Annotated in this window: 18 protein-coding genes and 1 pseudogene; 15 read left to right on the top strand and 4 right to left on the bottom strand. The window is 64.5% G+C overall.

The window, feature by feature from the left end; all coding sequences use genetic code 11:
• Positions 1 to 47 precede the first annotated feature (47 nt).
• The gene (locus IVB12_RS18280; RefSeq protein WP_247300951.1) at positions 48 to 899 is read right to left on the bottom strand and encodes an oxidoreductase; all 852 of its coding nucleotides are present in this window, start codon (positions 897 to 899) and stop codon (positions 48 to 50) included.
• A gap of 113 nt (positions 900 to 1,012) precedes the next feature.
• On the opposite strand from IVB12_RS18280, the gene IVB12_RS18275 reads away from it, so the two are divergent.
• Positions 1,013 to 1,564, top strand: a complete 552-nt coding sequence (locus IVB12_RS18275) for a TetR/AcrR family transcriptional regulator (protein WP_247300950.1) — start codon at positions 1,013 to 1,015, stop codon at positions 1,562 to 1,564.
• Here the strand turns inward: IVB12_RS18275 and IVB12_RS18270 are convergent.
• Positions 1,561 to 1,995 (bottom strand): DUF2809 domain-containing protein, encoded by a 435-nt coding sequence (locus IVB12_RS18270; RefSeq protein ID WP_247300949.1) that lies wholly within the window; start codon positions 1,993 to 1,995, stop codon positions 1,561 to 1,563. The two genes, IVB12_RS18275 and IVB12_RS18270, sit on opposite strands and share 4 nt — an antisense overlap.
• 77 nt (positions 1,996 to 2,072) lie before the next feature.
• Between IVB12_RS18270 and IVB12_RS18265 the strand changes: the two genes are divergently transcribed.
• From IVB12_RS18265 to IVB12_RS18220, 10 genes are all read left to right on the top strand, one after another.
• Positions 2,073 to 3,395: an MFS transporter gene (locus IVB12_RS18265; RefSeq protein WP_247300948.1), complete on the top strand. Its 1,323-nt coding sequence runs from the start codon at positions 2,073 to 2,075 to the stop codon at positions 3,393 to 3,395.
• Between the two features lie 276 nt (positions 3,396 to 3,671).
• Positions 3,672 to 4,778 (top strand): efflux RND transporter periplasmic adaptor subunit, encoded by a 1,107-nt coding sequence (locus tag IVB12_RS18260; RefSeq protein ID WP_247300947.1) that lies wholly within the window; start codon positions 3,672 to 3,674, stop codon positions 4,776 to 4,778.
• A gap of 263 nt (positions 4,779 to 5,041) precedes the next feature.
• Positions 5,042 to 8,179 (top strand): efflux RND transporter permease subunit, encoded by a 3,138-nt coding sequence (locus tag IVB12_RS18255; protein ID WP_247300946.1) that lies wholly within the window; start codon positions 5,042 to 5,044, stop codon positions 8,177 to 8,179.
• A 34-nt stretch (positions 8,180 to 8,213) separates the two neighbouring features.
• Entirely contained in the window at positions 8,214 to 8,813 is a 600-nt protein-coding gene (locus tag IVB12_RS18250) for a TetR/AcrR family transcriptional regulator (RefSeq protein WP_247300945.1), read from the top strand.
• A 175-nt stretch (positions 8,814 to 8,988) separates the two neighbouring features.
• On the top strand, positions 8,989 to 9,612 hold the full coding sequence (locus IVB12_RS18245) for a flavin reductase family protein (protein WP_247279563.1): 624 nt from the start codon (positions 8,989 to 8,991) through the stop codon (positions 9,610 to 9,612).
• Between the two features lie 301 nt (positions 9,613 to 9,913).
• Positions 9,914 to 12,181, top strand: a complete 2,268-nt coding sequence (locus IVB12_RS18240) for an acyl-CoA dehydrogenase (RefSeq protein WP_247300944.1) — start codon at positions 9,914 to 9,916, stop codon at positions 12,179 to 12,181.
• Positions 12,181 to 13,464 (top strand): acetyl-CoA C-acetyltransferase, encoded by a 1,284-nt coding sequence (locus IVB12_RS18235; RefSeq protein ID WP_247300943.1) that lies wholly within the window; start codon positions 12,181 to 12,183, stop codon positions 13,462 to 13,464. Before IVB12_RS18240 ends, IVB12_RS18235 begins: the two co-directional genes overlap by 1 nt.
• Before the next feature lie 2 nt (positions 13,465 to 13,466).
• Positions 13,467 to 15,563, top strand: coding sequence for a 3-hydroxyacyl-CoA dehydrogenase NAD-binding domain-containing protein (locus IVB12_RS18230; protein WP_247300942.1), 2,097 nt, complete (start codon positions 13,467 to 13,469; stop codon positions 15,561 to 15,563).
• A gap of 7 nt (positions 15,564 to 15,570) precedes the next feature.
• Entirely contained in the window at positions 15,571 to 15,981 is a 411-nt protein-coding gene (locus IVB12_RS18225; protein WP_247300941.1) for an acyl-CoA thioesterase, read from the top strand.
• Positions 15,982 to 16,204: 223 nt separating this feature from the next.
• Entirely contained in the window at positions 16,205 to 16,396 is a 192-nt protein-coding gene (locus IVB12_RS18220) for a hypothetical protein (protein ID WP_247279568.1), read from the top strand.
• A gap of 221 nt (positions 16,397 to 16,617) precedes the next feature.
• On the opposite strand, the gene IVB12_RS18215 is transcribed toward IVB12_RS18220, so the two are convergent.
• Complete coding sequence (locus tag IVB12_RS18215) at positions 16,618 to 17,070, bottom strand: nuclear transport factor 2 family protein (protein WP_247300940.1); 453 nt, start codon at positions 17,068 to 17,070, stop codon at positions 16,618 to 16,620.
• A gap of 153 nt (positions 17,071 to 17,223) precedes the next feature.
• On the opposite strand from IVB12_RS18215, the gene IVB12_RS18210 reads away from it, so the two are divergent.
• A complete protein-coding gene (locus IVB12_RS18210) occupies positions 17,224 to 17,910 on the top strand; it encodes an HAD-IA family hydrolase (protein ID WP_247300939.1) in 687 nt (228 codons plus the stop codon).
• Positions 17,911 to 17,997: 87 nt separating this feature from the next.
• Positions 17,998 to 18,846, top strand: coding sequence for a DeoR/GlpR family DNA-binding transcription regulator (locus tag IVB12_RS18205; RefSeq protein WP_247300938.1), 849 nt, complete (start codon positions 17,998 to 18,000; stop codon positions 18,844 to 18,846).
• Here the strand turns inward: IVB12_RS18205 and IVB12_RS18200 are convergent.
• A pseudogene (locus tag IVB12_RS18200) lies at positions 18,843 to 18,962 on the bottom strand (VapC toxin family PIN domain ribonuclease); the annotation flags it as partial. The gene IVB12_RS18205 and the pseudogene IVB12_RS18200 sit on opposite strands and share 4 nt — an antisense overlap.
• A gap of 157 nt (positions 18,963 to 19,119) precedes the next feature.
• Between IVB12_RS18200 and glpD the strand changes: the two are divergent.
• Complete coding sequence (glpD, locus tag IVB12_RS18195; protein ID WP_247300937.1) at positions 19,120 to 20,670, top strand: glycerol-3-phosphate dehydrogenase; 1,551 nt, start codon at positions 19,120 to 19,122, stop codon at positions 20,668 to 20,670.
• Entirely contained in the window at positions 20,667 to 21,806 is a 1,140-nt protein-coding gene (locus IVB12_RS18190; protein WP_247300936.1) for an ABC transporter ATP-binding protein, read from the top strand. The genes glpD and IVB12_RS18190 overlap by 4 nt, the downstream gene beginning before the upstream one ends.
• Positions 21,807 to 21,814: the final 8 nt, after the last annotated feature.

Raw genomic sequence — 21,814 nt, 5'->3', positions numbered from 1 at the left:
CCTCGGGCACGGGCGAATGCAGCGCCGGGAGCGGCGCACGCGCGCCGTCAAAAAGCTCGTGGGAGACGAGCGGACCGTGACGGCTGAGCCGCATCAAGTCGGAGGTCCTTTCGAATCCCGGCATCGACCAGGCCGGCGGGCGCAAACCTGCGTAGAAGTCGCAGGCGGTTCGCGAGCTTGCCGGCTGTGTATCGAATTTTCGGATGCGTCGCGTTTGCCGCCTTCAATACGGCGTCGGCGACCACATCCGGCGATTCGGCGGTTGCCATGACCTCGTTCACCCGCTTGCTCACCGCCGCGCGTGCTTCGCGATACTCGTCGAGCTTGACGTCCGGTTCGATGAAGTTCGCGTCGAACGGTGTCTTCGTGTAGGCGGGTTCGATGGTGGAGACCCTGATACCCCGCGTGCGCAGCTCGTGGTCAAGCGATTCCGAATAGCCTTCCACGGCGTGCTTGGTCGCCGCATAGAGCGCTCCATAGGGCATCGGCAGAAAGCCAAGGACGGAGCTGATATTGATGATGCGGCCGCTGCCCTGACGGCGCATCTGCGGCAGGACGGCGCGCGTCACCCGGATCAGCCCAAAGAAGTTAGTCTCAAAAATCGAGCGGGCCTGCTCGATCGAGCTCTCCTCCGCGCCGGCAGGGGCAACGCCGAATCCGGCGTTGTTCACGAGTAGATCGATGCGACCCTCGCGCCCGATCACCTCGCTGACGGCCGCTGTGACGGATTCGTCGCTGGTCACGTCGAGGGCCAGCATCTCGAATGGCCGCTTGCCTGCCTGAACTCCGCGTCGGCTGGTGCCGTAAACTCTATAACCGGCTGTTGCGAGCCGCTGCGCGGTGGCTTCGCCGATGCCCGACGAGGCGCCTGTCACGAGAGCAATCTTTACTTTGGTCATGACTTTCTCCTAGTGATCGGCGCTGCGCCCGCCAGATTTTGATGGCGATCGTAATGTTTGAATTAGATGACGATCGTAATTATAATCAAGGCCTCTGATTCGGGAGTTCGGACATGCGCGTGTCCAAGGAGAAGGCGGCCGACAACCGCGAGCGAATTCTAACGGCGGCCTCACGCCTGATCCGGGAGCGCGGGATCTCCGGCGTCAGCGTCGACGCGCTGACCGAAGCCGCCGGCATGACGCATGGCGGCCTTTACAGCCAATTTGGCTCCAAGGAGCGGCTTATCGAAGAGGCGGTCGCCGAAGCGATCGTCTCCAAAGGACGCGAACTCCGTGAAACCACCACGGTCGGCGATTATGTTTCCGAATATCTCTCGGTGGCGCACCGGAATGAACCGGGAAGCGGCTGCCCCTTTGCTGCCCTGTGCTCTGAAATGCATCGCCAGAGCCAAGGCGCGCGAGAGCGATTTACCGCCGGCGTGAGGGGCATGATCGGATGGCTCAGCGCCCGCATGGGAGCGGGGGCCGGCCAACGCAAGCGCGATGGGGACGCGATCGTGACTCTGGCCTCTCTGGTCGGAGCGGTTGTACTCGCCCGCGCCGTGAGCGATTCCAAATTGTCAGACGAGATTCTCCGCGCCACCAGGAAGAGGCTGGCTGGCTAGTCTTTGCCTAGGCTGCGCGTTTCCACAAGCCGATCCAGCCAGACGCCGAACACAATGCCGATCACGTAAGCCGCCAAATTCCATAACGAGAAGATGCGCCCGAGCAGCAGCGCGCCCGCGGTGGTCAGGCGGAACGAGTCAAGCCAAGGGGTATGCACCAGGCGGGAGAATTCCACGACGACCGCGATCACGACCGCGATAGCTGCCATCTGCATCCGCGTCAGCCGCGGCAGCAAAAGACCGACCAGCAGAAACACCATCGTCGCCCACAACAGCGAGCCGCCGTACTTCACGGCGAAGGCGGGCAGGCCGAGCGGAAGGCCGTACCAGCGCAGCGACAGCCCGCAGACGATCACCGCAAACGCGAGGCCGGCGCGGATCAGCGGTATCCGCAGCAGCGCAACGCGTTTATCCGGCTGCGCTCCGTGCATTGCTCGCTCCATTGACTCTTTGCCCGCGATGCTCAAAACCGCCTCTTAGCTACAAAAGCAACAACACGGGGGAAGCCATGAGCCAGACCACGATCTATGCCGGTTCCGTCGGCGCAGCCAAGTCGGAAATCGAGACCTCGACCATCCGCACTATCTCATGGCGCCTGATTCCGTTCCTGGTGCTCGCCTACTTCTTCTCCTATCTCGATCGCGTCAATCTCGGTTTCGCCGCGCTGACCATGAATGCGGAGCTGAAGTTCACGCCGCTGATCTTCTCCTGGGGCGCCGGCATCTTCTTCATCGGCTACTTCATCTTCGAGGTGCCGAGCAACCTCGCGCTGGAAAAATTCGGTGCCAGCCGCTGGATCGCCCGCATCATGGTGACCTGGGGCATCATCTCGGCGCTGATGGCGGCGGTCAGCGGCGTCACGAGCTTCTATGTCCTGCGCTTCCTGCTCGGCGTCGCGGAGGCCGGCTTCTTCCCGGGCATCATCCTCTATCTCACCTATTGGTATCCGGCCGAATATCGCGCCCGCTTTCTCGCGGCCTTCGCCATCGCCGTTCCGGTCTCGACCGTGATCGGCGCGCCGGTCTCGGGCCTCCTGCTCGGGCTCGACGGCCTGATGGGGCTGAAGGGCTGGCAGTGGCTGTTCATCATCGAGGGCATTCCTTCCGTGCTGCTCGGCATCGTCACTTGGTTTTATCTCACCGACAGGCCGGAGAAGGCGAATTGGCTCTCGGCCGAGCAGAAAGCCTGGCTCAAGGCCAAGCTCGATTCTGAGATCGCAATCAAGCAGGCGGTGAAGCATCCCTCGCTCGGCCAGGCGTTGTCGTCGCCGAAGGTGATCGCGCTCAGCCTGATCTATTTCGGCTTCGTCGGCGCGCTCTATGGCATGCAGTTCTGGCTGCCGCAGATCGTCAAGGCGTTCGGCCTCACCAACGCGCAGACCGGCTTCGTCACCGCGATTCCGTATCTGTTCGGCACCATCGGGATGGTGCTGTGGGCGCGGCATTCGGATGCGACACGCGAGCGCGTGATGCATGTCGGCGCGCCGCTGCTGCTCACCGCCGTTGCGCTCGGCATCTCCTCTTATCTCACCGATCCAGCCCTCACGATGGTTGTGCTGACGGTGGCGGCCATTGGGGTGTTCTGCTGCTTCGGCGTGTTCTGGACCTTGCCGACCGCCTGGCTGTCCGGCACCGCGGCGGCCGGCGCCATCGCCCTGATCAACTCGGTCGGCAACCTCGCCGGCTTCGGCGGGCCCTATCTGATCGGCTGGGTCAAGGAAGCCACTGGCCAAACCTCGACCGGCCTGCTCGTGCTCGCCGTCTTGCCGCTGATCGCCGGCCTCCTGGTCTTCGTCGGCGGCCATGACAGCAAGCACGAGTTCGCCGAATAGGAACGGCGAGGGAGCCTCTGCAGTGGGGCAAAGGGTGCTCTTCGCACGCCGTGCCCATCTTCTTCCCGCTTGCGACTGTCGTGGTGGCACGCGTCCGCCTTCTCTTCGAGCTACGGCGGACATCTCGCGTTGTCCGCCCTACCATCGCACCTTCCTGACAACAACAGGGTCCTTACCAGGCCTTAGCGATCACGGATTCCTGATGACTGACGATTATTGACTTTTGTCAGTAATTAATCGACATTCCTCTCATTCGAGATGCAGGAGTGTCCTTCGATGTTCGTCCGGTCGGTTTTGTCCAGCTATTCCAGGCTGTTGGCAGGTGTGTCGCTGGCCCTGATGGCCGCCGCACTGGCTGGGTGCAATGACACCGTCGCCGAAAAGGCCGAGCCGCCGCGGCCGGTTCTGGTCGCAACGGCCCATTATGAGGCCGAGACGCCGGAGCGGAGCTTCGTCGGGACCATCCGGCCGCGGATCGAGAGCGATCTCGGATTTCGCGTCGCCGGCAAGGTCGCAAAGCGCCTGGTCGAGGTCGGCCAGACCGTCGAAATCGGACAGCCGCTGGCGACTCTCGACGAGGTTGATCTGAAGCTCCAGGCCGAGCAGGCCGTTGCCGAGTTGACTGCCGCGACCGGCGTGCTGGCCCAGGCCGCCGCTGCCGAGCAGCGCGCCAAGGACCTGAAGGCCAAGGGCTGGACCACCGATGCTCAACTCGACCAGAGTCGCGCCGCCGCTGACGAGGCCCGTGCGCGCCTGAATCGGGCCGAGCGCTCGGTCGAGCTGACCAAGAATTCCCTTTCCTACGCGACGCTCAACGCCGACGCCCGTGGCGTCGTCACCGCAACGCTGATCGAGCCCGGCCAGGTGGTCGCCGCGGGCCAGGCCTCGATCCGTGTCGCCCGCTTTGCCGAAAAGGAAGCGGTCGTCGCCATTCCTGAGACGCTGGTCGGACGCGCCAAGTCGGGCGTCGCCAGCGTCACTCTTTGGTCCGAGCCGAACAAGAAGTACACCGCCAAGCTGCGCGAGATCGCGCCGGCGGCCGATCCGGCCACCCGCACCTATCTGGCAAAATTCTCGCTGCCCGAGGCCGACGACAAGGTCGCGCTCGGCATGACCGCGACGCTCACGCTGTCGGACGCCGCCACCGAGCGCGTCGCCCGGCTACCGCTATCGGCGTTGTTCAACGAAGGCGGCAAGCCGTCCTTCTACGTCGTCGACGACAACGGCGCGATTACGCTGAGGCCGGTGACGGTGAAGTCCTACGAGAGCAACGACGTCGTCATCACCGGCGGTGTCGAAGAGGGCGCCAAGATCGTCGCCCTTGGCGTGCAGAAGCTCGATCCGAGCCAGAGGGTGCGGATCGTGTCGTCGCTGAGTTTTTAGTTTTTGTCATTCCGGGGCGATGCGAAGCATCGAACCCGGAATCTCGAGATTCCGGGTCTGGTCCTTCGGACCATCCCGGAATGACGAAAGAAATGAGTTCCTCATTGCGAGGTGAGTTTCGGCCCGAGCGCAAATGCAAAGGCTGAAGCGGCGAAGCGATCCAGAACCTGCCCAGCCCCCTGGATTTGCTTCGCTGCCTCGCGATGAGGCCTTGAATAGAGCGGCTGTCGTTTTTGCAACTGGATCGTCTTTCGGAGAGTGCGATGAAGCGCTTCAACCTTTCGGCCTGGGCCGTCAGCCATCCGACGCTGGTGCTCTTCCTAATGATTGTGCTCGGCGTCGCCGGCTTCTTCTCCTACGAGAAGCTCGGCCGTGCCGAGGATCCGTTCTTCACGGTAAAGGTGGTCAACGTCTCCGTGATGTGGCCGGGGGCGACCGCGCAGGAGATGCAGACCCAGGTCGCCGATCCCATCGAGAAGAAGATCCAGGAGCTGCCCTATTTCGAGAAGGTGCAGACCTATTCCAAACCCGCCTTTACCGCGCTCCAGGTGACGTTCCGTGACAACACCCCGCCGAAGGATGTGCCCTATCTCTTCTATCTCCTACGCAAGAAGCTGGTCGACGTGCAGGGTCAGCTGCCGTCCGGCATTCTCGGGCCCGTCGTCAACGACGAATTCTCCGACGTCGATTCCATCCTCTACATGATGACCGGCGACGGCGCCGACTATGCTCAGCTCAAGAAGGTCTCGGAAGGATTCCGTCAGCGCCTCCTGAAGGTGCCCGGCGTGACCAAGGTCGACGTCTACGGCAATCAGGACGAACGCATCTTCGTCGAGTTCAGCCACGCCAAGCTCGCCACCCTCGGCATCACGCCGCAGGCGCTGTTCGATTCGCTCGCCAAGCAGAACAACGTGACGCCGGCCGGCACAGTCGAGACTTCGTCGCAGCGCGTGCCGCTGCGGGTCACTGGCGCGCTCGACGGCGCCAAGGCCGTGGCCGAGACGCCGGTCGAGAGCAACGGCCGCGTCTTCCGTCTCGGCGATATCGCCACCGTCACCCATGGCTATGTCGATCCGCCGAGCTTCGTCGTCCGCCAGGAAGGCAAGCCCGCGATCGGCATCGGCGTCGTCACCGCCAAGGGCGCCAACATCCTCGATCTCGGCAAGGAGGTCGAGAAGGCGACAAGCGAATTCATGAAGGCCGTGCCGCAGGGCATCGACGTCAGACTGATTGCCGACCAGCCCAAGGTGGTCGAGCACGCCGTCGGCGAGTTCGTGCACTCCTTCATGGAGGCGCTCGTCATCGTGCTGTTCGTCTCATTTTTGGCACTGGGCTGGCGCACCGGCATCGTGGTCGCGCTGTCGGTGCCGCTGGTGCTCGGCATCGTCTTCATTGTCATGAACACGATGTCGCTCGACCTGCACCGCATCACGCTCGGTGCGCTGATCATCGCGCTCGGTCTGCTCGTCGACGACGCCATCATCGCAGTCGAAATGATGGTGGTGAAGATGGAGCAGGGCTGGGATCGCATGCGCGCGGCGTCCTTTGCCTGGGAATCAACTGCGTTTCCGATGCTCACGGGAACGCTGGTCACGGCCGCTGGCTTCCTCCCCATCGGCTTTGCCAATTCCGCGGTCGGCGAATATGCCGGCAGCATCTTCTGGATCGTGGCGATCGCGCTGGTCGCCTCCTGGTTCGTGGCGGTGATCTTCACGCCCTATATCGGCGCCATGCTGCTGCCGGAGACGAAGGTCCACCACAATCACGATCCGCATGCAGTCTACGAGACCCGCATGTACCGCGGCCTGCGCGCCATCGTGCAATGGTGCGTCAATCATCGCATCACCGTGGTGGTCGCGACCGTCGGAATTTTCGTCGCCTCGATCGTCGGGTTCGGCCATGTCCAGCAGCAGTTCTTCCCGCTGTCGGAGCGGCCCGAGCTGTTCCTCCAGCTTCGCCTGCCGGAGGGCACCGCCTTCAACGTCACCGAGAAGGCGGTGAAGAAGGCCGAGACCCTGCTGAAGGACGACAAGGACATCGAGACCTATACCGCCTATGTCGGCCAGGGTTCGCCGCGCTTCTGGCTCGGCCTCAATCCGCAGCTGCCGAACGAGGCCTTCGCCGAGGTTGTCATCGTCGCCAAGGGCGTCGAGGCGCGCGAGCGCATCAAAGCCAAGATCGAAAACGCCGCTGCCGAGGGCTTCCTGTCCGAGGCGCGCGTGCGCGTCGACCGCTTCAATTTCGGTCCGCCGGTCGGTTTCCCGGTCCAGTTCCGCGTGATCGGCCCCGACGCCAACAAGGTGCGCGAGATCGCCTACCAGGTCCGCGACGTCATGCGGCAGAACAAGAGCGTCAAGGACGTCCAGCTCGACTGGAACGAGCAGTCGCCTTACCTCAAGCTCGTCGTCGACCAGGACCGTGCCCGTGCCATGGGCCTGACCCCGCAGGACGTCTCGCAGGCACTGGCGATGCTGATCTCGGGAGCGCAGGTCACGACCGTGCGTGACGGCATCGAGAAGGTCGGCGTGGTCGCCCGTGCGGTCCCGTCCGAACGCCTCGACCTCGGTGGCGTCGGCGACCTGACCATTACATCGCGCAACGGCGTTGCCGTGCCGCTGCAGCAGATCGCCAAGATCGAATATGCCCACGAGGAGCCGATCTTGTGGCGGCGCAACCGCGACATGGCGATCACCGTGCGCTCCGACGTGGTCGACGGCGTGCAGGCGCCCGACGTCACCAACCAGATCACGCCGAAGCTGAAGGCGATCAAGGACCACCTCGAGCCGGCCTACCGGATCGAGCCGGGCGGCGCCTTCGAGGAATCCGCCAAGGGCAATGCCTCGATCTTCATCCTCTTCCCGCTAATGGTGATGGTGATGCTGACGCTGTTGATGATCCAGCTTCAGAGCTTCTCGCGCCTGATCCTGGTGTTCCTGACGGCGCCACTCGGCATCGTCGGCGCCTCTCTTGGGCTCAACGTCGCCAATGCGCCGTTCGGCTTCGTGGCGCTGCTCGGCCTGATCGCGCTTGCCGGCATGATCATGCGCAACACCGTCATCCTGGTGGACCAGATCGAGACCGACGTCTCGCACGGCCTGACCCGGCGCGAGGCCATCGTGGAGGCCACCGTCCGCCGCGCCCGACCGGTGGTGCTGACGGCGCTGGCCGCGATCCTCGCCATGATTCCGCTGTCGCGCTCGGCCTTCTGGGGCCCGATGGCGATCACCATCATGGGCGGCTTGTTTGTCGCGACCTTCCTCACGCTCTTGTACCTGCCGGGCCTCTATGCGCTCTGGTTCAGGAAGAGCCTGGATGAGGCTGGTACCGCCGAGCAGCCTGCCGCGCCGCAGCATGGGAGCGATGACCCACGCGCAATTCCGCTTGCTGAAGCGGCTGAATAAGTGAGATGAAGTGCTGGCTGACGAGTCCTGACAGATGACACTGATTGCGGAACATATCGAAGGCGACACCCGGGATCGTATCCTCGAGGTGGCCGAGCGGCTGTTCCGCCAGATCGGCTACCAGAAGACCACGGTCGGAGACATCGCCAAAGAACTGCGGATGAGTCCCGCCAACGTCTATCGCTTCTTCGAATCGAAGAAGGCGATCCATCAGGCGGTGGCCCGCTCGCTGATGGGCGAGGTCGAGCTGGAGGCGCAGCGGATCGTGGCGCGGCCCGGTCCGGTGCTGGAGCGCTTCCGCGAGCTGCTCACCACCATCCATCGCATGAACACCGAGCGCTATGTCGGCGACAATAAGCTGCATGAGATGGTCGAAATCGCCATGCAGGAGGACTGGGACGTCTGCGTCACCCACATGGAATGTATCGCCGGAATGATCGGCCAGATGATCGGGCAGGGCGTCGCCGCCGGCGAGTTCGAGGCACCGGACCTGCAATTGGCCGCGCTCTGCTCCTGCACCGCAATGATGCGCTTCTTCCATCCCCAGATGATCGCCCAGTGCGCCACCAAGCCGGGCCCGACCATCGACCAGATGATCGATTTCGTCATCGCGGGATTGTCCCCGCGGCACTGACGAGGCGGTGGGTTTCCTCCTATAAGCAGCTTCGCGCCACCCCTAACGGATGGATGGCGGCAAGGACGGACCAACACACTCCGTCTTTGCGAGCTTAGCGAAGCAAATCCAGGCTGTCGCCGCGGAGGATTCTGCATTGCTTCGCTCCGCTCGCAAGACGGGAAGGAAACAGAGCGTGACCGCCAAAGACCCCTACTTCTACGAGCCCTCCAAGGGCCACGGCCTCAAGCACGATCCCTTCAACGCTATTATCGCGCCGCGGCCGATCGGCTGGATCTCCTCGCGCGATGCCAGGGGCCACGTCAACCTCGCACCCTACAGCTTCTTCAATGCGTTCTGTTATGTGCCGCCGATCATCGGCTTCTCCTCCACCAATTGGAAGGACACGGTCGAGAACATCCAGCAGACCGGCGAATTCGTCTGGAATCTCGCCACGATGGATCTGGCGAAGCACATGAACGCAACCGCCGCGCATGTCGCGCCCGAGGTCGACGAGTTCGAGGTCGCGGGCCTGACCGCCGTGCCCGGCAAGCTTGTCAACGTGCCGCGCGTCGGCGAGAGCCCGGTCGCCTTCGAATGCAAGGTCTCCGACATCGTTCGTCTCAAGGGCGCCAACGGCAAGGAGGCTGACGCCTGGCTGACGCTCGGCGAGGTCGTCGCCGTCCACATCGACAAGGCCATGATCAAGGACGGCGTCTACCAGACCGCCGCCGCCCGACCCATCGTCCGCGCGGGGCGCCGCGGCGACTACTTCGAGATCAAGCCGGAAAACATGTTCGAGATGGTCCGGCCGGATTAGGCCGGCGCCTCCGCTTTCTCTATGAGTCATTCCATGAGTCATTCCGGGGCGACGCGTAGCGTCGAGCCCGGAATCCATTCATCCACCGCGCTGCTGCAGGATGGATTCCGGACTCGCGCCTGACGGCGCGCCCCGGAATGACGGCGGCATCCCCCGCCTCCTGCCGGAACTGCACCCACGCCCCCGCCGTTATGGCTCGGGCGGCTGCCCGGCCGCGTCAATGTTGCAGGCGAGATGTTCGCCTCCGCCAGCCGATTTCCGCTAAAATGCCCGATAACCGCGCCGTTGCATGAGGTCCGCCATGAGCTTCCGCCGCGACACCATCACAAAGCCGATCTTCTCATGGGCGCGCGGCGTGCTGCCGGCGATGTCCGATACCGAGCGCGAGGCGTTGGAGGCCGGTGACGTCTGGTGGGACGCCGATCTCTTCACCGGCAATCCCGATTGGTCGAAGCTGCTGAAGGTCCCGCAGGCAACGCTGACCGCGGAGGAGCAGGCCTTCCTCAATGGCCCCGTCGACGAGCTCTGCGCCATGCTCGACGAGTGGAAGATCTTCTGGGAATGGCGCGACCTGCCGCAGGACGTCTGGCACTTTGTCAAGCGCGAAAAGTTCTTCGGCATGATCATTCCGAAGGAGTTTGGTGGGCTCGGCTTCTCCCCCTACGCGCATTCGGAAGTGGTGCGCAAGATCTCGACCCGCTCGATCGCCGCCGCCGTCACGGTGATGGTGCCGAACTCGCTCGGCCCCGGCGAGCTCTTGATGCGCTTCGGCGCCAGGGAGCAGCAGCAGCGCTGGTTGCCGCGCCTCGCCGATGGTCGCGACATTCCCTGCTTCGGCCTCACCAGCCCGGAGGCCGGCTCCGATGCCGCCTCGATGGCCGACACCGGCATCATCTGCAAGGGCGAGTTCGAGGACCGCGAGGTGATCGGCCTTCGTCTCAACTGGCACAAGCGCTACATCACGCTCGGCCCCGTCGCGACGTTGCTCGGTCTCGCCTTCAAGGCCTATGATCCCGATCACCTCGTCGGCGATCAGGAAGAGCTCGGAATCACGGTGGCGCTGATCCCGACTAATCTGCCCGGCGTTGAGATCGGTCACCGCCATCTGCCGTCGATGCAAGTGTTCCAGAATGGCCCGAACCGGGGCCGCGACGTCTTCATCCCGCTCGACTACGTCATCGGCGGCGAAGCTCGGCTCGGGCAGGGCTGGAAGATGCTGATGACGGCGCTCGCCGCCGGGCGCGGCATCTCGCTGCCGTCGCTGTCGGCCGCCGGCGCCGCCTTTGCGGCGCGCACCACCGGTGCCTATGCCCGCATCCGCGAGCAGTTCGGCATCTCCATCTCCAAGTTCGAGGGCGTCGAGGAGCCGCTCGCGCGCATCGTCGCGACCGCCTATCAGCTCGATGCGGCGCGGCGGCTGACCTGCGCGGCGCTCAATGCCGGCATTCATCCTGCCGTCATCTCCGGCATCATGAAGCTGCATGCGACCGAACGCATGCGCACTGCGATCGACGACGCCATGGACATCCACGGCGGCAAGGCGGTGATCGATGGTCCGCAGAACTATCTCGGCAATCTGCATCGCGCCGTGCCGGTCGGCATCACGGTCGAGGGCGCCAACATTCTCACGCGCAATCTCATTGTGTTCGGGCAAGGCGCTATCCGCGCGCATCCCTATCTGCTCGGCGAGATGAATGCGCTCGCCGATACCGACCGCGAGCGCGGCCTCGCCGCGTTCGACAAGGCGTTCTGGAAGCACGTCGGCCACAGCTTCCGCACACTGCTTCGCGCCTTTGGCCGAAGCTGGACGTTCGGCGCCTTCGCACCGGCGCCTGACGCGGGCGATGCCACGTCATTCTATCGCCAGCTCTCGCGCTACTCTGCCGCCTTCGCGCTCTGCGCCGATCTGGCGCTGCTGACGCTCGGCGGCGCGCTCAAGCGCAAGGAGATGCTGTCGGCGCGGTTCGGCGACATTCTGTCCGAGCTGTATCTGCTCTCGGCCGCGCTGAAGCGCTGGCAGGACGAGGGCCGTCAGAAGGAGGATTTCGCCGCGCTGGAATGGTGCATGGCGACGGGCTTCCGGACCATCGAGAACCGGCTCGCGGAAATTCTGGCCAATCTGCCGAACCGCTTCGTCGCAGCCTTCCTCAAGCTCGTGATCCAGCCGTTCGGCGCACGCGTGCTCGGCCCGTCGGACCGCGTCGTCCATCAATGCGCAAGCCTCGTCCTGGAGCCGTCGGCGGCGCGCGAGCGTCTCACGCCCGATCTCGCCCATGTCGACGACGACGGCGGCTTTGCCCGGCTCGAGCGCGCGTTCAAGCTGGTTGCAGAAACCGATGCGATCGCCAGGCGCATGCGCGCCGCGCAGGTCCGCGACTGGAAGGACGCGGTCGCCAAGGGTGTGATCACGCAAGCCGAGGGCGAGCGGCACGCCGCCGCCCGCGAAGCCGTCAACGAAGTGATCGAGGTCGATGATTTTGCGCCGGAGGCGCTGTCACCGATTTACAAGAAATCCGGCGATGTGCATCAGTTCTTCCAGGAACTCGGTGAACAGAGGGCGGCGAGCTGATGGCACGACCGGTTTTCATCATCGACGGCAGCCGGACGCCGTTTCTGAAGGCGCGCTCGGGCCCCGGCCCGTTCACGCCGGTGGATCTCGCGGTGCAATGCGGCCGGCCGCTGCTGGCGCGCCAGCCGTTCGCCCCGACTGACTTCGACCAGGTCATCCTCGGCTGCGTCAACGTGATCGCGGACGAGATGAACCCGGCCCGTGTCGCCGCGCTGCGGCTCGGCATGGGCGAGGACATGGTTGCCTTCACGGTACAGATCAATTGCGGCTCCGGGATGCAATCGATCGACACCGCCTATCGCTACATCCGCGAAGGCCATGCCGACATAATCCTGGCCGGCGGAACCGAGGCGCTGAGCCACGCGCCGCTGGTCTGGCCGAATTCCGGAGTGCGCTGGTTCGCCGGGCTCGCCACCGCCAAGGGCGTTGCCGCGAAGCTCGCCGCAGCCTTCAGGCTGCGCCCAAGCTATCTCAAGCCGATCATCGGCCTCGAGCGCGGACTGACCGATCCCGTCACCGACTTGAACATGGGCCAGACCGCCGAGGTCGTCGGTCATCTCTTTGGCATCACGCGCGCGCAGTCCGATGCCTACGCGGCCGAGAGCCATCGCCGCCTTGCGCATGCGCAGGCCGAAGGTTTTCTGAAGGGCGAGGTTGAGACCGCGTTCTCCAGGGATGGCAAGTTCTTCGACCATGACGACGGCGTACGCCCGGACTCGACGGCCGAGACGCTTGCAAAGCTCCGGCCGGTGTTCGAGCGCCCCTGGGGACAGGTCACCGCCGGCAATTCCTCGCAGATCACCGATGGCGCCTCCTGGGTGATCCTGGCCTCCGACGCCGCGGTCGCCAAGCACAAGCTGACTCCGAAAGCCGTCATCGTCGACAGCAATTGGGCCGCGCTCGATCCTAGCATCATGGGACTCGGCCCGGTGATGTCGGCGACGCCGCTGCTCCAGCGCAACGACATCAGCATCAACGACGTCGAGACCTGGGAATTGAACGAGGCTTTCGCCACGCAGGTGCTCGGCTGTCTCGCCGCCTGGAACGACGATAAATTCTGTCGCGAGATTTTGGGGCTCGACGGCGCAGCCGGCGAGATCGCCCGCGAAAGACTCAACGTCGACGGTGGCGCGATCTCGCTCGGCCATCCCGTCGGCGCCTCCGGCAACCGGATCGTGCTGCATCTCGTCAACGCCATGAAGCGGCTTGGCACGCGGCGCGGCGTTGCCACCGAATGCATCGGCGGCGGGCTCGGCGGCGCCATGCTGATCGAGGCGCTGTGACCATGGATTCCAAGATCATGACCGCGCTTGGCGATCGCGTGCTGGAGCTCGGGCCAAAGCCTGGGACAGACAGCCCCTACAAGCATTTCAAGCTGACGCGCGATGCCGATGGTGTCGCCTGGCTGCTGTTCGACCGCGCCGAGACAAGCGCCAACACGCTGTCCTCGGATGTGATGGAGGAGTTCGATGCCGTGCTTGCGGCGATCGAGACCGAGCGTCCCGCCGGCCTCGTGATCCGCTCGGCAAAGCCGTCCGGCTTCATTGCCGGTGCCGACGTCAACGAATTTCGCGGCGCGTCCGATCCCGAGACGGTGGAGACACGCATCCGGTCCGCGCATGCCGTAGTCGATCACCTGGAAGCCTTGAGGTTGCCGACGGTGGCGGTCATCCACGGCTTCTGCCTCGGCGGCGGGCTCGAGGTCGCGCTCGCCTGCCAGGCGCGCATCGCCATCGAGGGTGCGCGCTTCGGCTTCCCGGAGGTGATGCTCGGCCTTCATCCAGGCCTCGGCGGCACCGCGCGCTTCACCGCGCTGGTCAATCCGACCCAGTCGATGGCCCTGATGCTGACCGGCCGCACCATCGATGCGCGCCGCGCCAGATCGCTCGGCCTCGTCGACACCGTCACGCAGGAGCGCCACGTCCACAATGCCGTGAAGGATGCGCTGTTCGGACGTCTGAAGCGGGCGCGGCCGGGCTTGCTGGTTCGCGCGGCGAATGTCGGCCTCGTGCGCGGGCTGCTCGCCAAACGCATGCGCTCGGAGGCGGCGAAGGCGGCATCTCGTGAGAACTATCCGGCGCCCTATGCGCTGATCGATCTCTGGGAGACCCATGGCGGCAGCAAGGCCGCGATGCTGAAAGCCGAACAGGCCTCGTTCGCCAAGCTGATGGTGACGCCGACCGCGCAGAACCTGATCCGGGTCTTCTTCCTGCGCGAGCAGATGAAGAAGGCGGCGGGCAGCGGCAATGCCGTCAAGCATGTCCATGTCATCGGCGCCGGCGCCATGGGCGGTGACATCGCGGCCTGGTGCGCGGGACAGGGGATGCGCGTCTCGCTCGCCGACATGAAGCCGGAGCCGATCGCCGGCGCGGTGAAGCGCGCGGCCGAACTCTACGGCAAGATCATTCGCAAGCCGACCGACGTGCGCGACGCACTCGATCGCCTCATTCCCGACATGGACGGAGAAGGCGTACGCAACGCCGATCTCATCATCGAGGCCGTGCCGGAGAAGCTCGAGCTGAAGCAGAAGGTCTATGCCGGCCTCGAGCCGCGAATGAAGCCCGGCGCGATTCTTGCGACCAACACGTCGAGCATTCCGCTACAGGACTTGCGAACGACGCTGGCGCGGCCGGATCGGCTGGTCGGCCTGCATTTCTTCAATCCGGTGTCGCGGCTGCAACTGGTCGAGGTCGTCAGCCATGACGGCAACGACCCGCAAGTGCTGAAAGAGGCGCTCGCCTTCGTCGGGGCGATTGACCGCCTGCCGCTGCCCGTGAAGAGCTCGCCCGGCTTCCTCGTCAATCGCGCACTGACGCCCTACATGCTGGAAGCCATGGTGATGCTGGACGAGAAGATCGACCAGCGCCTGATCGACGCCGCGGCCGAGCAGTTCGGCATGCCGATGGGACCGATCGAGCTGGCCGACCAGGTCGGGCTCGACATCTGTCTCGATGTCGGCGACATGCTGCGCACCAGGTTCGGCGATCTGCTGCCGCCGACGCCGGCCTGGCTGCGCGAGAAGGTGGCCAAGAGCGAGCTCGGCCGCAAGACCGGCAAGGGCTTTTATGTCTGGAAGGACGGCAAGGCGGAGAAGGCACAGCTTCCCGAGACCGGCCCGCGCGTCACCGACCAGATGATCGACCGCCTGGTGCTGCCGATGTCCAACGTCTGCGTCGCTGCGCTGCGCGAAGGCGTCGTCGACGACGCCGACGCGGTCGACGGCGCCACGATCTTCGGCACCGGCTATGCACCGTTTCGTGGCGGTCCGTTGAACTATGCGCGCACGCGCGGTGTGGAAAATGTCGTATCCAGCTTGCGCGCGCTGGCCGAGCGATTCGGCGAGCGCTTTGCGCCCGATCCGGGCTGGAACAGTTTCTCGTGAGAGAGATATGAGTGAACACGCCACCACCGGGCCGCGCGGGGATCTCTGCATCCGTACTCTGGCGATGCCCGCCGACACCAACGCGAATGGCGACATCTTCGGCGGCTGGCTGCTCAGCCAGATGGATGTGGGCGGCGGCGTGTTCGCCTCGAAAGTCGCGAAGTCGCGCACAGTGACCGTCGCGATCGAAGCGATGAATTTTCGCAAAGCGGTCTATGTCGGTGATCTCGTATCCGTCTACGCCAATCTCGTACGGGTGGGCCGCACCTCGCTCACCGTGCATCTGGAAGCCTGGGCGCTGCGGCGCGGCGAGGAGCATCTGTTCCTCGTCACCGACGGCAATTTTACCTATGTCTCGATCGACGAGCACGGCCGTCCGCAGGCGGTTCGCGCGACCGACACGACAATCGCGACGTAATCGCGCGCGACGCTCTGCCTCATCTCACGAACACGTGGCAAGCGCCGCAAACGCGGCGCGACTAAGTCATCGCGTCGCGTCTTCGCCAAGAACCAGTCATAAAACGGATGAGGTCCCGGCGTACTCAATTGCGTGTCGATTCGGGGTGGAAACGGCCTCAAATGCCCGCGGAACCTTTGGGCAGGAATGCCGTTATTTGCCCGCACTGAGGAATCCACGGGCCATGCCGGACAGCTACATCATCGAAGTCAATTCGCAGACCGCAGGTATCGTCGTTCGTTCTCAGGGAGGCTACTGTTTCTTCGCCTCATCCGACCGCTTCAACCGCCTCGAAGGTCAACTCTTCCGTAACGCCCGCGAAGCCGAGCGCGCCGCGCGCAAGCTTGTGAACGGCGAGGTGAAGGAGGCGGCGTAAGCGCGTGCCGCTTGGTAATTTTGACGCGCGAAGCGTGGTCGGAAATTTTTACCGCCCACACCGCTGCTCCTCCTTTTCTCCTTGCGGGAGAAGGTGGCGCGAAGCGCCGGATCAGGGTCGGCTTCGCAAACGCAGAAGTGGGAGGTTGGTTTCGTGGATAGAGACCTCTCCCGTCTCGCCGCTTCGCCGCGAGCTCCCGCAAGGGAGAGGGTTGAACGTCATCACAACTTCGTCGCCGCCCGCGACAGCAGCTTCCATTCGTCGCCCTGCTTCTGCCAGTTCATCAGGATGTGGAGGTTGGTCGATACTTTCTTGCCATCGGCCGCCATCTCCTGTTCGCCGAGCCAGTGGAAGCGCACGATCGCGGCGGGACCGACGACCTTGATGGTCGGGTCCTTGTATTCGATCGAGAGGAATTTCGACTTGCCGTCGGTCGCATTGGCGATGAAGGTCGCCTTGTCCTCGACCTTGCCGCTGGAATGGCTGTAGCTGAGCTCCTCCGCGCAGAGTGCGCCGAGCGCCTTGGGATCGGCTGCGATCTGGGCGAGGCGGAAGGCCTCCACCTTCTTCGCCACGGCCTCTTCGTCCGCTGAAGCGGCCAATGCAGGTGCCGCGAGAGCAAGCGCCGAGACGGCGAGAGTCGAGAGAGCCAGATCGCGTCGGTTGATCGTCATCGTTTCCTCCTTTTTGATCTTGCCACGAGTGTTGCAGCCGCGCGCGACTTTGTCGAGTGCCGCATTGTCGTGATGTGGACGCGTCATTGCGCAATCGAGGCCGTATTGATACGTCTTTCGCATTGATGCGCCACGCACTTGGGAAGTACGGAAATGATCGAGGCCAAAAGGCAAGCGATGGGCAGGGCGTTACTGTTCGACATTGACGGGACGCTGGCCGATACGGATCCGCTTCATCGCGAAGCCTTTCACCGCGTGTTCGCCCCGCGCGGCCATGTGGTGGATGATGAGCGCTTCAAGCGCGAGCTTCAGGGCTTTTCCAATGTGTCGATCGGAGAGCGATTTCTGCCAGACGAATCGTCGGAACGGCGCCTCGCAATCCTCGGCGAGAAGGAGGCGATCTTTCGTGATCTGGTGGCCGGGCAGATCGCGCCGATACCGGGGCTGATGGCGCTGCTCGACCGTGCGGATGCCGCCGGCATTCCCATGGTGGCCGTGACCAACGCGCCGCGCCTCAACGCCGAGCTGCTGCTCTCCGGCCTCGGCATCACTGAGCGGTTCAAGGCAATCGTGATCGGCGACGAGCTGCCGCACGGCAAGCCGCACCCGCTGCCCTATCAGGAAGGGCTGCGTTTCGTCGGCGCCAGCGCAGAGGCGTCGATCGCGTTCGAGGATTCACGCTCCGGCGTGCAATCGGCCGCAGCGGCCGGCATCCCGACCATCGGCATGCGCACCACCCTCAGCCATGCAGACCTTGTTGCCGCGGGCGCGGTCGCGTCCGCGCGCGCCTACGACGATCCGGAGCTGCTCGCGCGCCTGGCCGCCGCCATGGCGTGGTGAGGCAGTCCGTTAACCGTGATCGTCTCCCGCATTGACCGAACGCGCGAACCGCCGCACCATGCATCGTTCTGATTTGAGGCTCTTGCCGTGACCGGACTGACCCATCGCCAAGCCGAAATCCTCAACCTCGCGCGGGCCTCAGGCCGCGTCATGGTCGAGGAGCTCGCGCGCCGGTTCGAGGTGTCGGCGCAGACGATCCGCAAGGATCTCAACGATCTCTGCGAGCGGAGATCGCTGACCCGCATCCATGGCGGCGCCATCATCGCCTCGGGGGTTGAAAATCTCGCCTACGAGGCGCGCCGCTTCGTCGCTGCCGATGAGAAGAAGGCGATCGGCGCTGCTGCCGCCTCGCTGATCCCGAACGGCTGCTCGCTCTTCATCAACATCGGCACCACGACGGAGGAGGTCGCGAGCGCGCTGACCTCGCACGAGGATCTGCTCGTCATCACCAACAATCTCAACGTCGCCATGCTGCTCTACCGCCATCCCCGCATCGAGGTGGTGGTCGCCGGCGGCACCGTGCGGCGCGCCGACGGCGCGGTGGTCGGCTCGACCGCGACGCAGCTGATCGGCCAGTTCAAGGTCGATTACGCCATCATCGGGGCGTCCGCGATCGATGAAGAGGGCGCGCTGCTCGACTTCGACTATCGCGAGGTGCAGGTGGCGCAGGCGATTATCGCCAATGCGCGCAGCGTTATGCTGGTCGCCGATTCCACAAAGCTCCGCCGCAGCGCGCCGGTGCGGATCGCCCACATCAGCCAGATACAGACCTTCGTCACCGACCAGGAGCTGCCCGAGCGTCTCGCCACCATCTGCCACAGCAAGGGCATCGAGGTGGTCGAAGCCATGCCGAAGGAGGCGAGGGAGATTGATGAGACGCAGGCCGATGCGCAGGATGCCGCGCCTGAAGCGGTGCCGGTGGTGCGGTTGCGCTAAGATTTAGGTGCGTCCCAGGGGTTCAGCAGCGTCACGCCCGTAGGTTCGAAATCTCCCACATTGCGCGTAGCGACCGTTAAGCCGTGAACAAGTGCGGTCGCAGCAATAAGGGCGTCGTGCCCCTAATCTGTCCGTTCTCCTGCCGATTCCCCGCTCCGTTGAAGAGTTCCTCTTTCGCTTCCCCTCGCTTCTCTTTCATCTTGCTTTCGTTTCAGGGTGTGATCTAATCAAAAACGAAAGTTGCCGCCTCGATGAACGGGCGGTCGCCGGGGGATGCGTCTGTTGGAGCGTATTTTCGACCTCGCCATCATCGGAGGCGGTGTGAATGGCTGCGGCATCGCGCGCGACGCGGTGGGCCGCGGCAACACGGTTTTCCTGTGCGAAATGAACGATTTGGCGAGCGGGACGTCGTCCTGGTCGACCAAGCTGGTGCATGGCGGGCTGCGCTATCTCGAATATTACGAATTTCGCCTGGTCCGAGAGGCCCTGATCGAGCGCGAGATCCTCTGGGGCATCGCGCCCCACATCATCCGTCCGCTGAGATTCGTCCTGCCGCATCACGCCGGCCTGCGCCCGGCCTGGCTGCTGCGCCTCGGCCTTTTCCTCTATGACCACATTGGCGGCCGCCACCTGCTGCCCGCGACCCGCTCGGTGGATCTCCGGCGTGACGAGGTCGGTCGCCCGCTGATCCCGAACCGTTACAGCCGCGCGTTCGAATATTCCGACTGTTTCGTCGACGACGCCCGTCTCGTCGTGCTCAACGCGCGCGACGCCGCCGACAAGGGCGCCGAGATCCGCACCCGCACCCGCGCCACCGAGATTCGCCAGTCCGACGGCGTCTGGACCGTCGCCATGGTCAACACGCTGACCGGCGAGCGCTCGTCGATCCAGGCGCGCGCGCTGGTCAATGCCGGCGGTCCCTGGGTCGAGGACGTGCTCGGCCGCGGCGCCGGCCTCAATGCGAAGGCCAAGGTGCGCCTGGTGCAGGGCTCGCACATCGTGGTGAAGAAGCTCTACGACCACGACCGCGCCTACATGTTCCAGAACGCCGACGGCCGCATCATCTTCGTGATTCCGTACCAGGACGATTTCACGCTGATCGGCACGACCGACCGCGACTATGATGGCGATCCCGCCAAGGTGAAGGCGACAGCCGAGGAGATTCAATATCTCTGCACGGCGGCGAGCGAATATCTGGCCAAGCCGGTGACGTCCGACGACGTGGTCTGGACCTATTCCGGCGTACGCCCGCTCTATGACGACGGCGCCAGCGAGGCCAAGGCCGCGACCCGCGACTACGTGTTCGAGCTCGATACGCCCGGCGGCGTGCCGCTGCTGTCGATCTATGGCGGCAAGATCACGACCTATCGCCGACTCGCCGAAGAGGCGCTGGAACGGCTGGCGCCCTATCTTCGCAGCGCGAAAGCGCGCGAGGGCTGGACCGGCAAATGGCCGCTGCCCGGCGGCGATATGAACGTATCCGACATCGACGGCCTGATCGCCGAGCTCCAGCGCGGCTATCCCTTTCTCAGCCACGAGCATGCGCGGCGCCTCGCCCGCGCCTATGGCACCCGTGCCATCAAGCTGCTGGGCGATGCGAAATCGGCCGCCGATCTCGGCCGGTCCTTTGGTGCGACGTTGACCGAGCGCGAGGTCCGCTATCTCATGGCGAATGAATGGGCGGTCACCGCCGAGGACGTCGTCTGGCGCCGGTCCAAGCTCGGCCTGCGACTATCTGCCGACGAGATCGCCGCGCTTGATGACTGGATCAGGGCCCACGCCGTGCCGCAAACTCCCCTGTTGGAAGCAGGAGGACGCTCATGACAGTGACGCTCGATCACGTGACCCGGACGGTCGAGGGCGTCCCGCACATCCGCGACGTCTCGCTGACGTTCGAGAGCGGTACCCTCAACGTACTGCTCGGCCCGACGTTGTCGGGCAAAACCTCGATCATGCGGCTGCTCGCCGGCCTCGACAAGCCGACGACGGGCAGGGTGCTGGTGGGCGGCAAGGACGTCACCGGCGCCGACGTGCGCCAACGTTCGGTCGCGATGGTCTATCAGCAATTCATCAATTACCCCTCGCTCACGGTCTATGAGAACATCGCCTCGCCCCTGCGCGTGCAGGGCAAGCCGCGCGATGAGATCAAGGCGCGTGTCGCGGAGGCTGCAAAGCTGCTCCGCCTCGAGCCGTTCCTGAAGCGAACTCCGCTCCAACTCTCGGGCGGCCAGCAGCAGCGTACCGCGATTGCGCGCGCGCTGGTCAAGGGCGCCGATCTCGTGCTGCTCGACGAGCCGCTCGCCAATCTCGACTACAAACTCCGCGAGGAGCTGCGCGCCGAGCTGCCGCGCATCTTCGAGGCCTCCGGCGCGATCTTCGTCTACGCCACCACCGAGCCGACCGAGGCGCTGCTGTTAGGTGGCAACACCGTGTGCATGTGGGAGGGTCAGGCGCTCCAGATGGGCGAGACATCCAACGTCTACCGCCGCCCGCAGACGCTGCGCGTCGCGCAGGTGCTTTCGGATCCGCCGCTCAATCTCGTCGGTATCGAGAAGAGAAATGGCTCCGTGCAATATGCCGGCGGCACGGCCTCGCCCGCCTCGGGACTCTATGCCGGTCTTGCGGACGGCGCCTATCGCGTCGGCTTCCGCGCGCATCAACTCGGGCTTGCCAATGGCGAGGCCGGCCGCCACGCCTTCCACGCCACGGTGACGGTGACCGAGATCACCGGTTCGGAGAGTTTCGTGCATCTGACCCGCGAGGGTTCGAACTGGGTGGCGGTCCTGCACGGCGTGCACGAGTTCGAGCCGGGCCAGACCCTCGACGCCGTGCTCGATCCCAATGATGTCTTCGTGTTCGATGCGGCCGATCGTCTGGTCGCTGCACCTGGCATAGCGTTTTCAAGCGAATTGCGTAGCGGTTCGCGTGAAGAAAACGCATCAAACAGAAAAAGCTCCTGAGGGAGATG

Origin of the sequence: Bradyrhizobium sp. 179 (genome assembly GCF_023073535.1) — a bacterium.
Lineage (GTDB): Bacteria > Pseudomonadota > Alphaproteobacteria > Rhizobiales > Xanthobacteraceae > Bradyrhizobium.
This window is presented reverse-complemented; position numbering and strand designations above follow the sequence as displayed.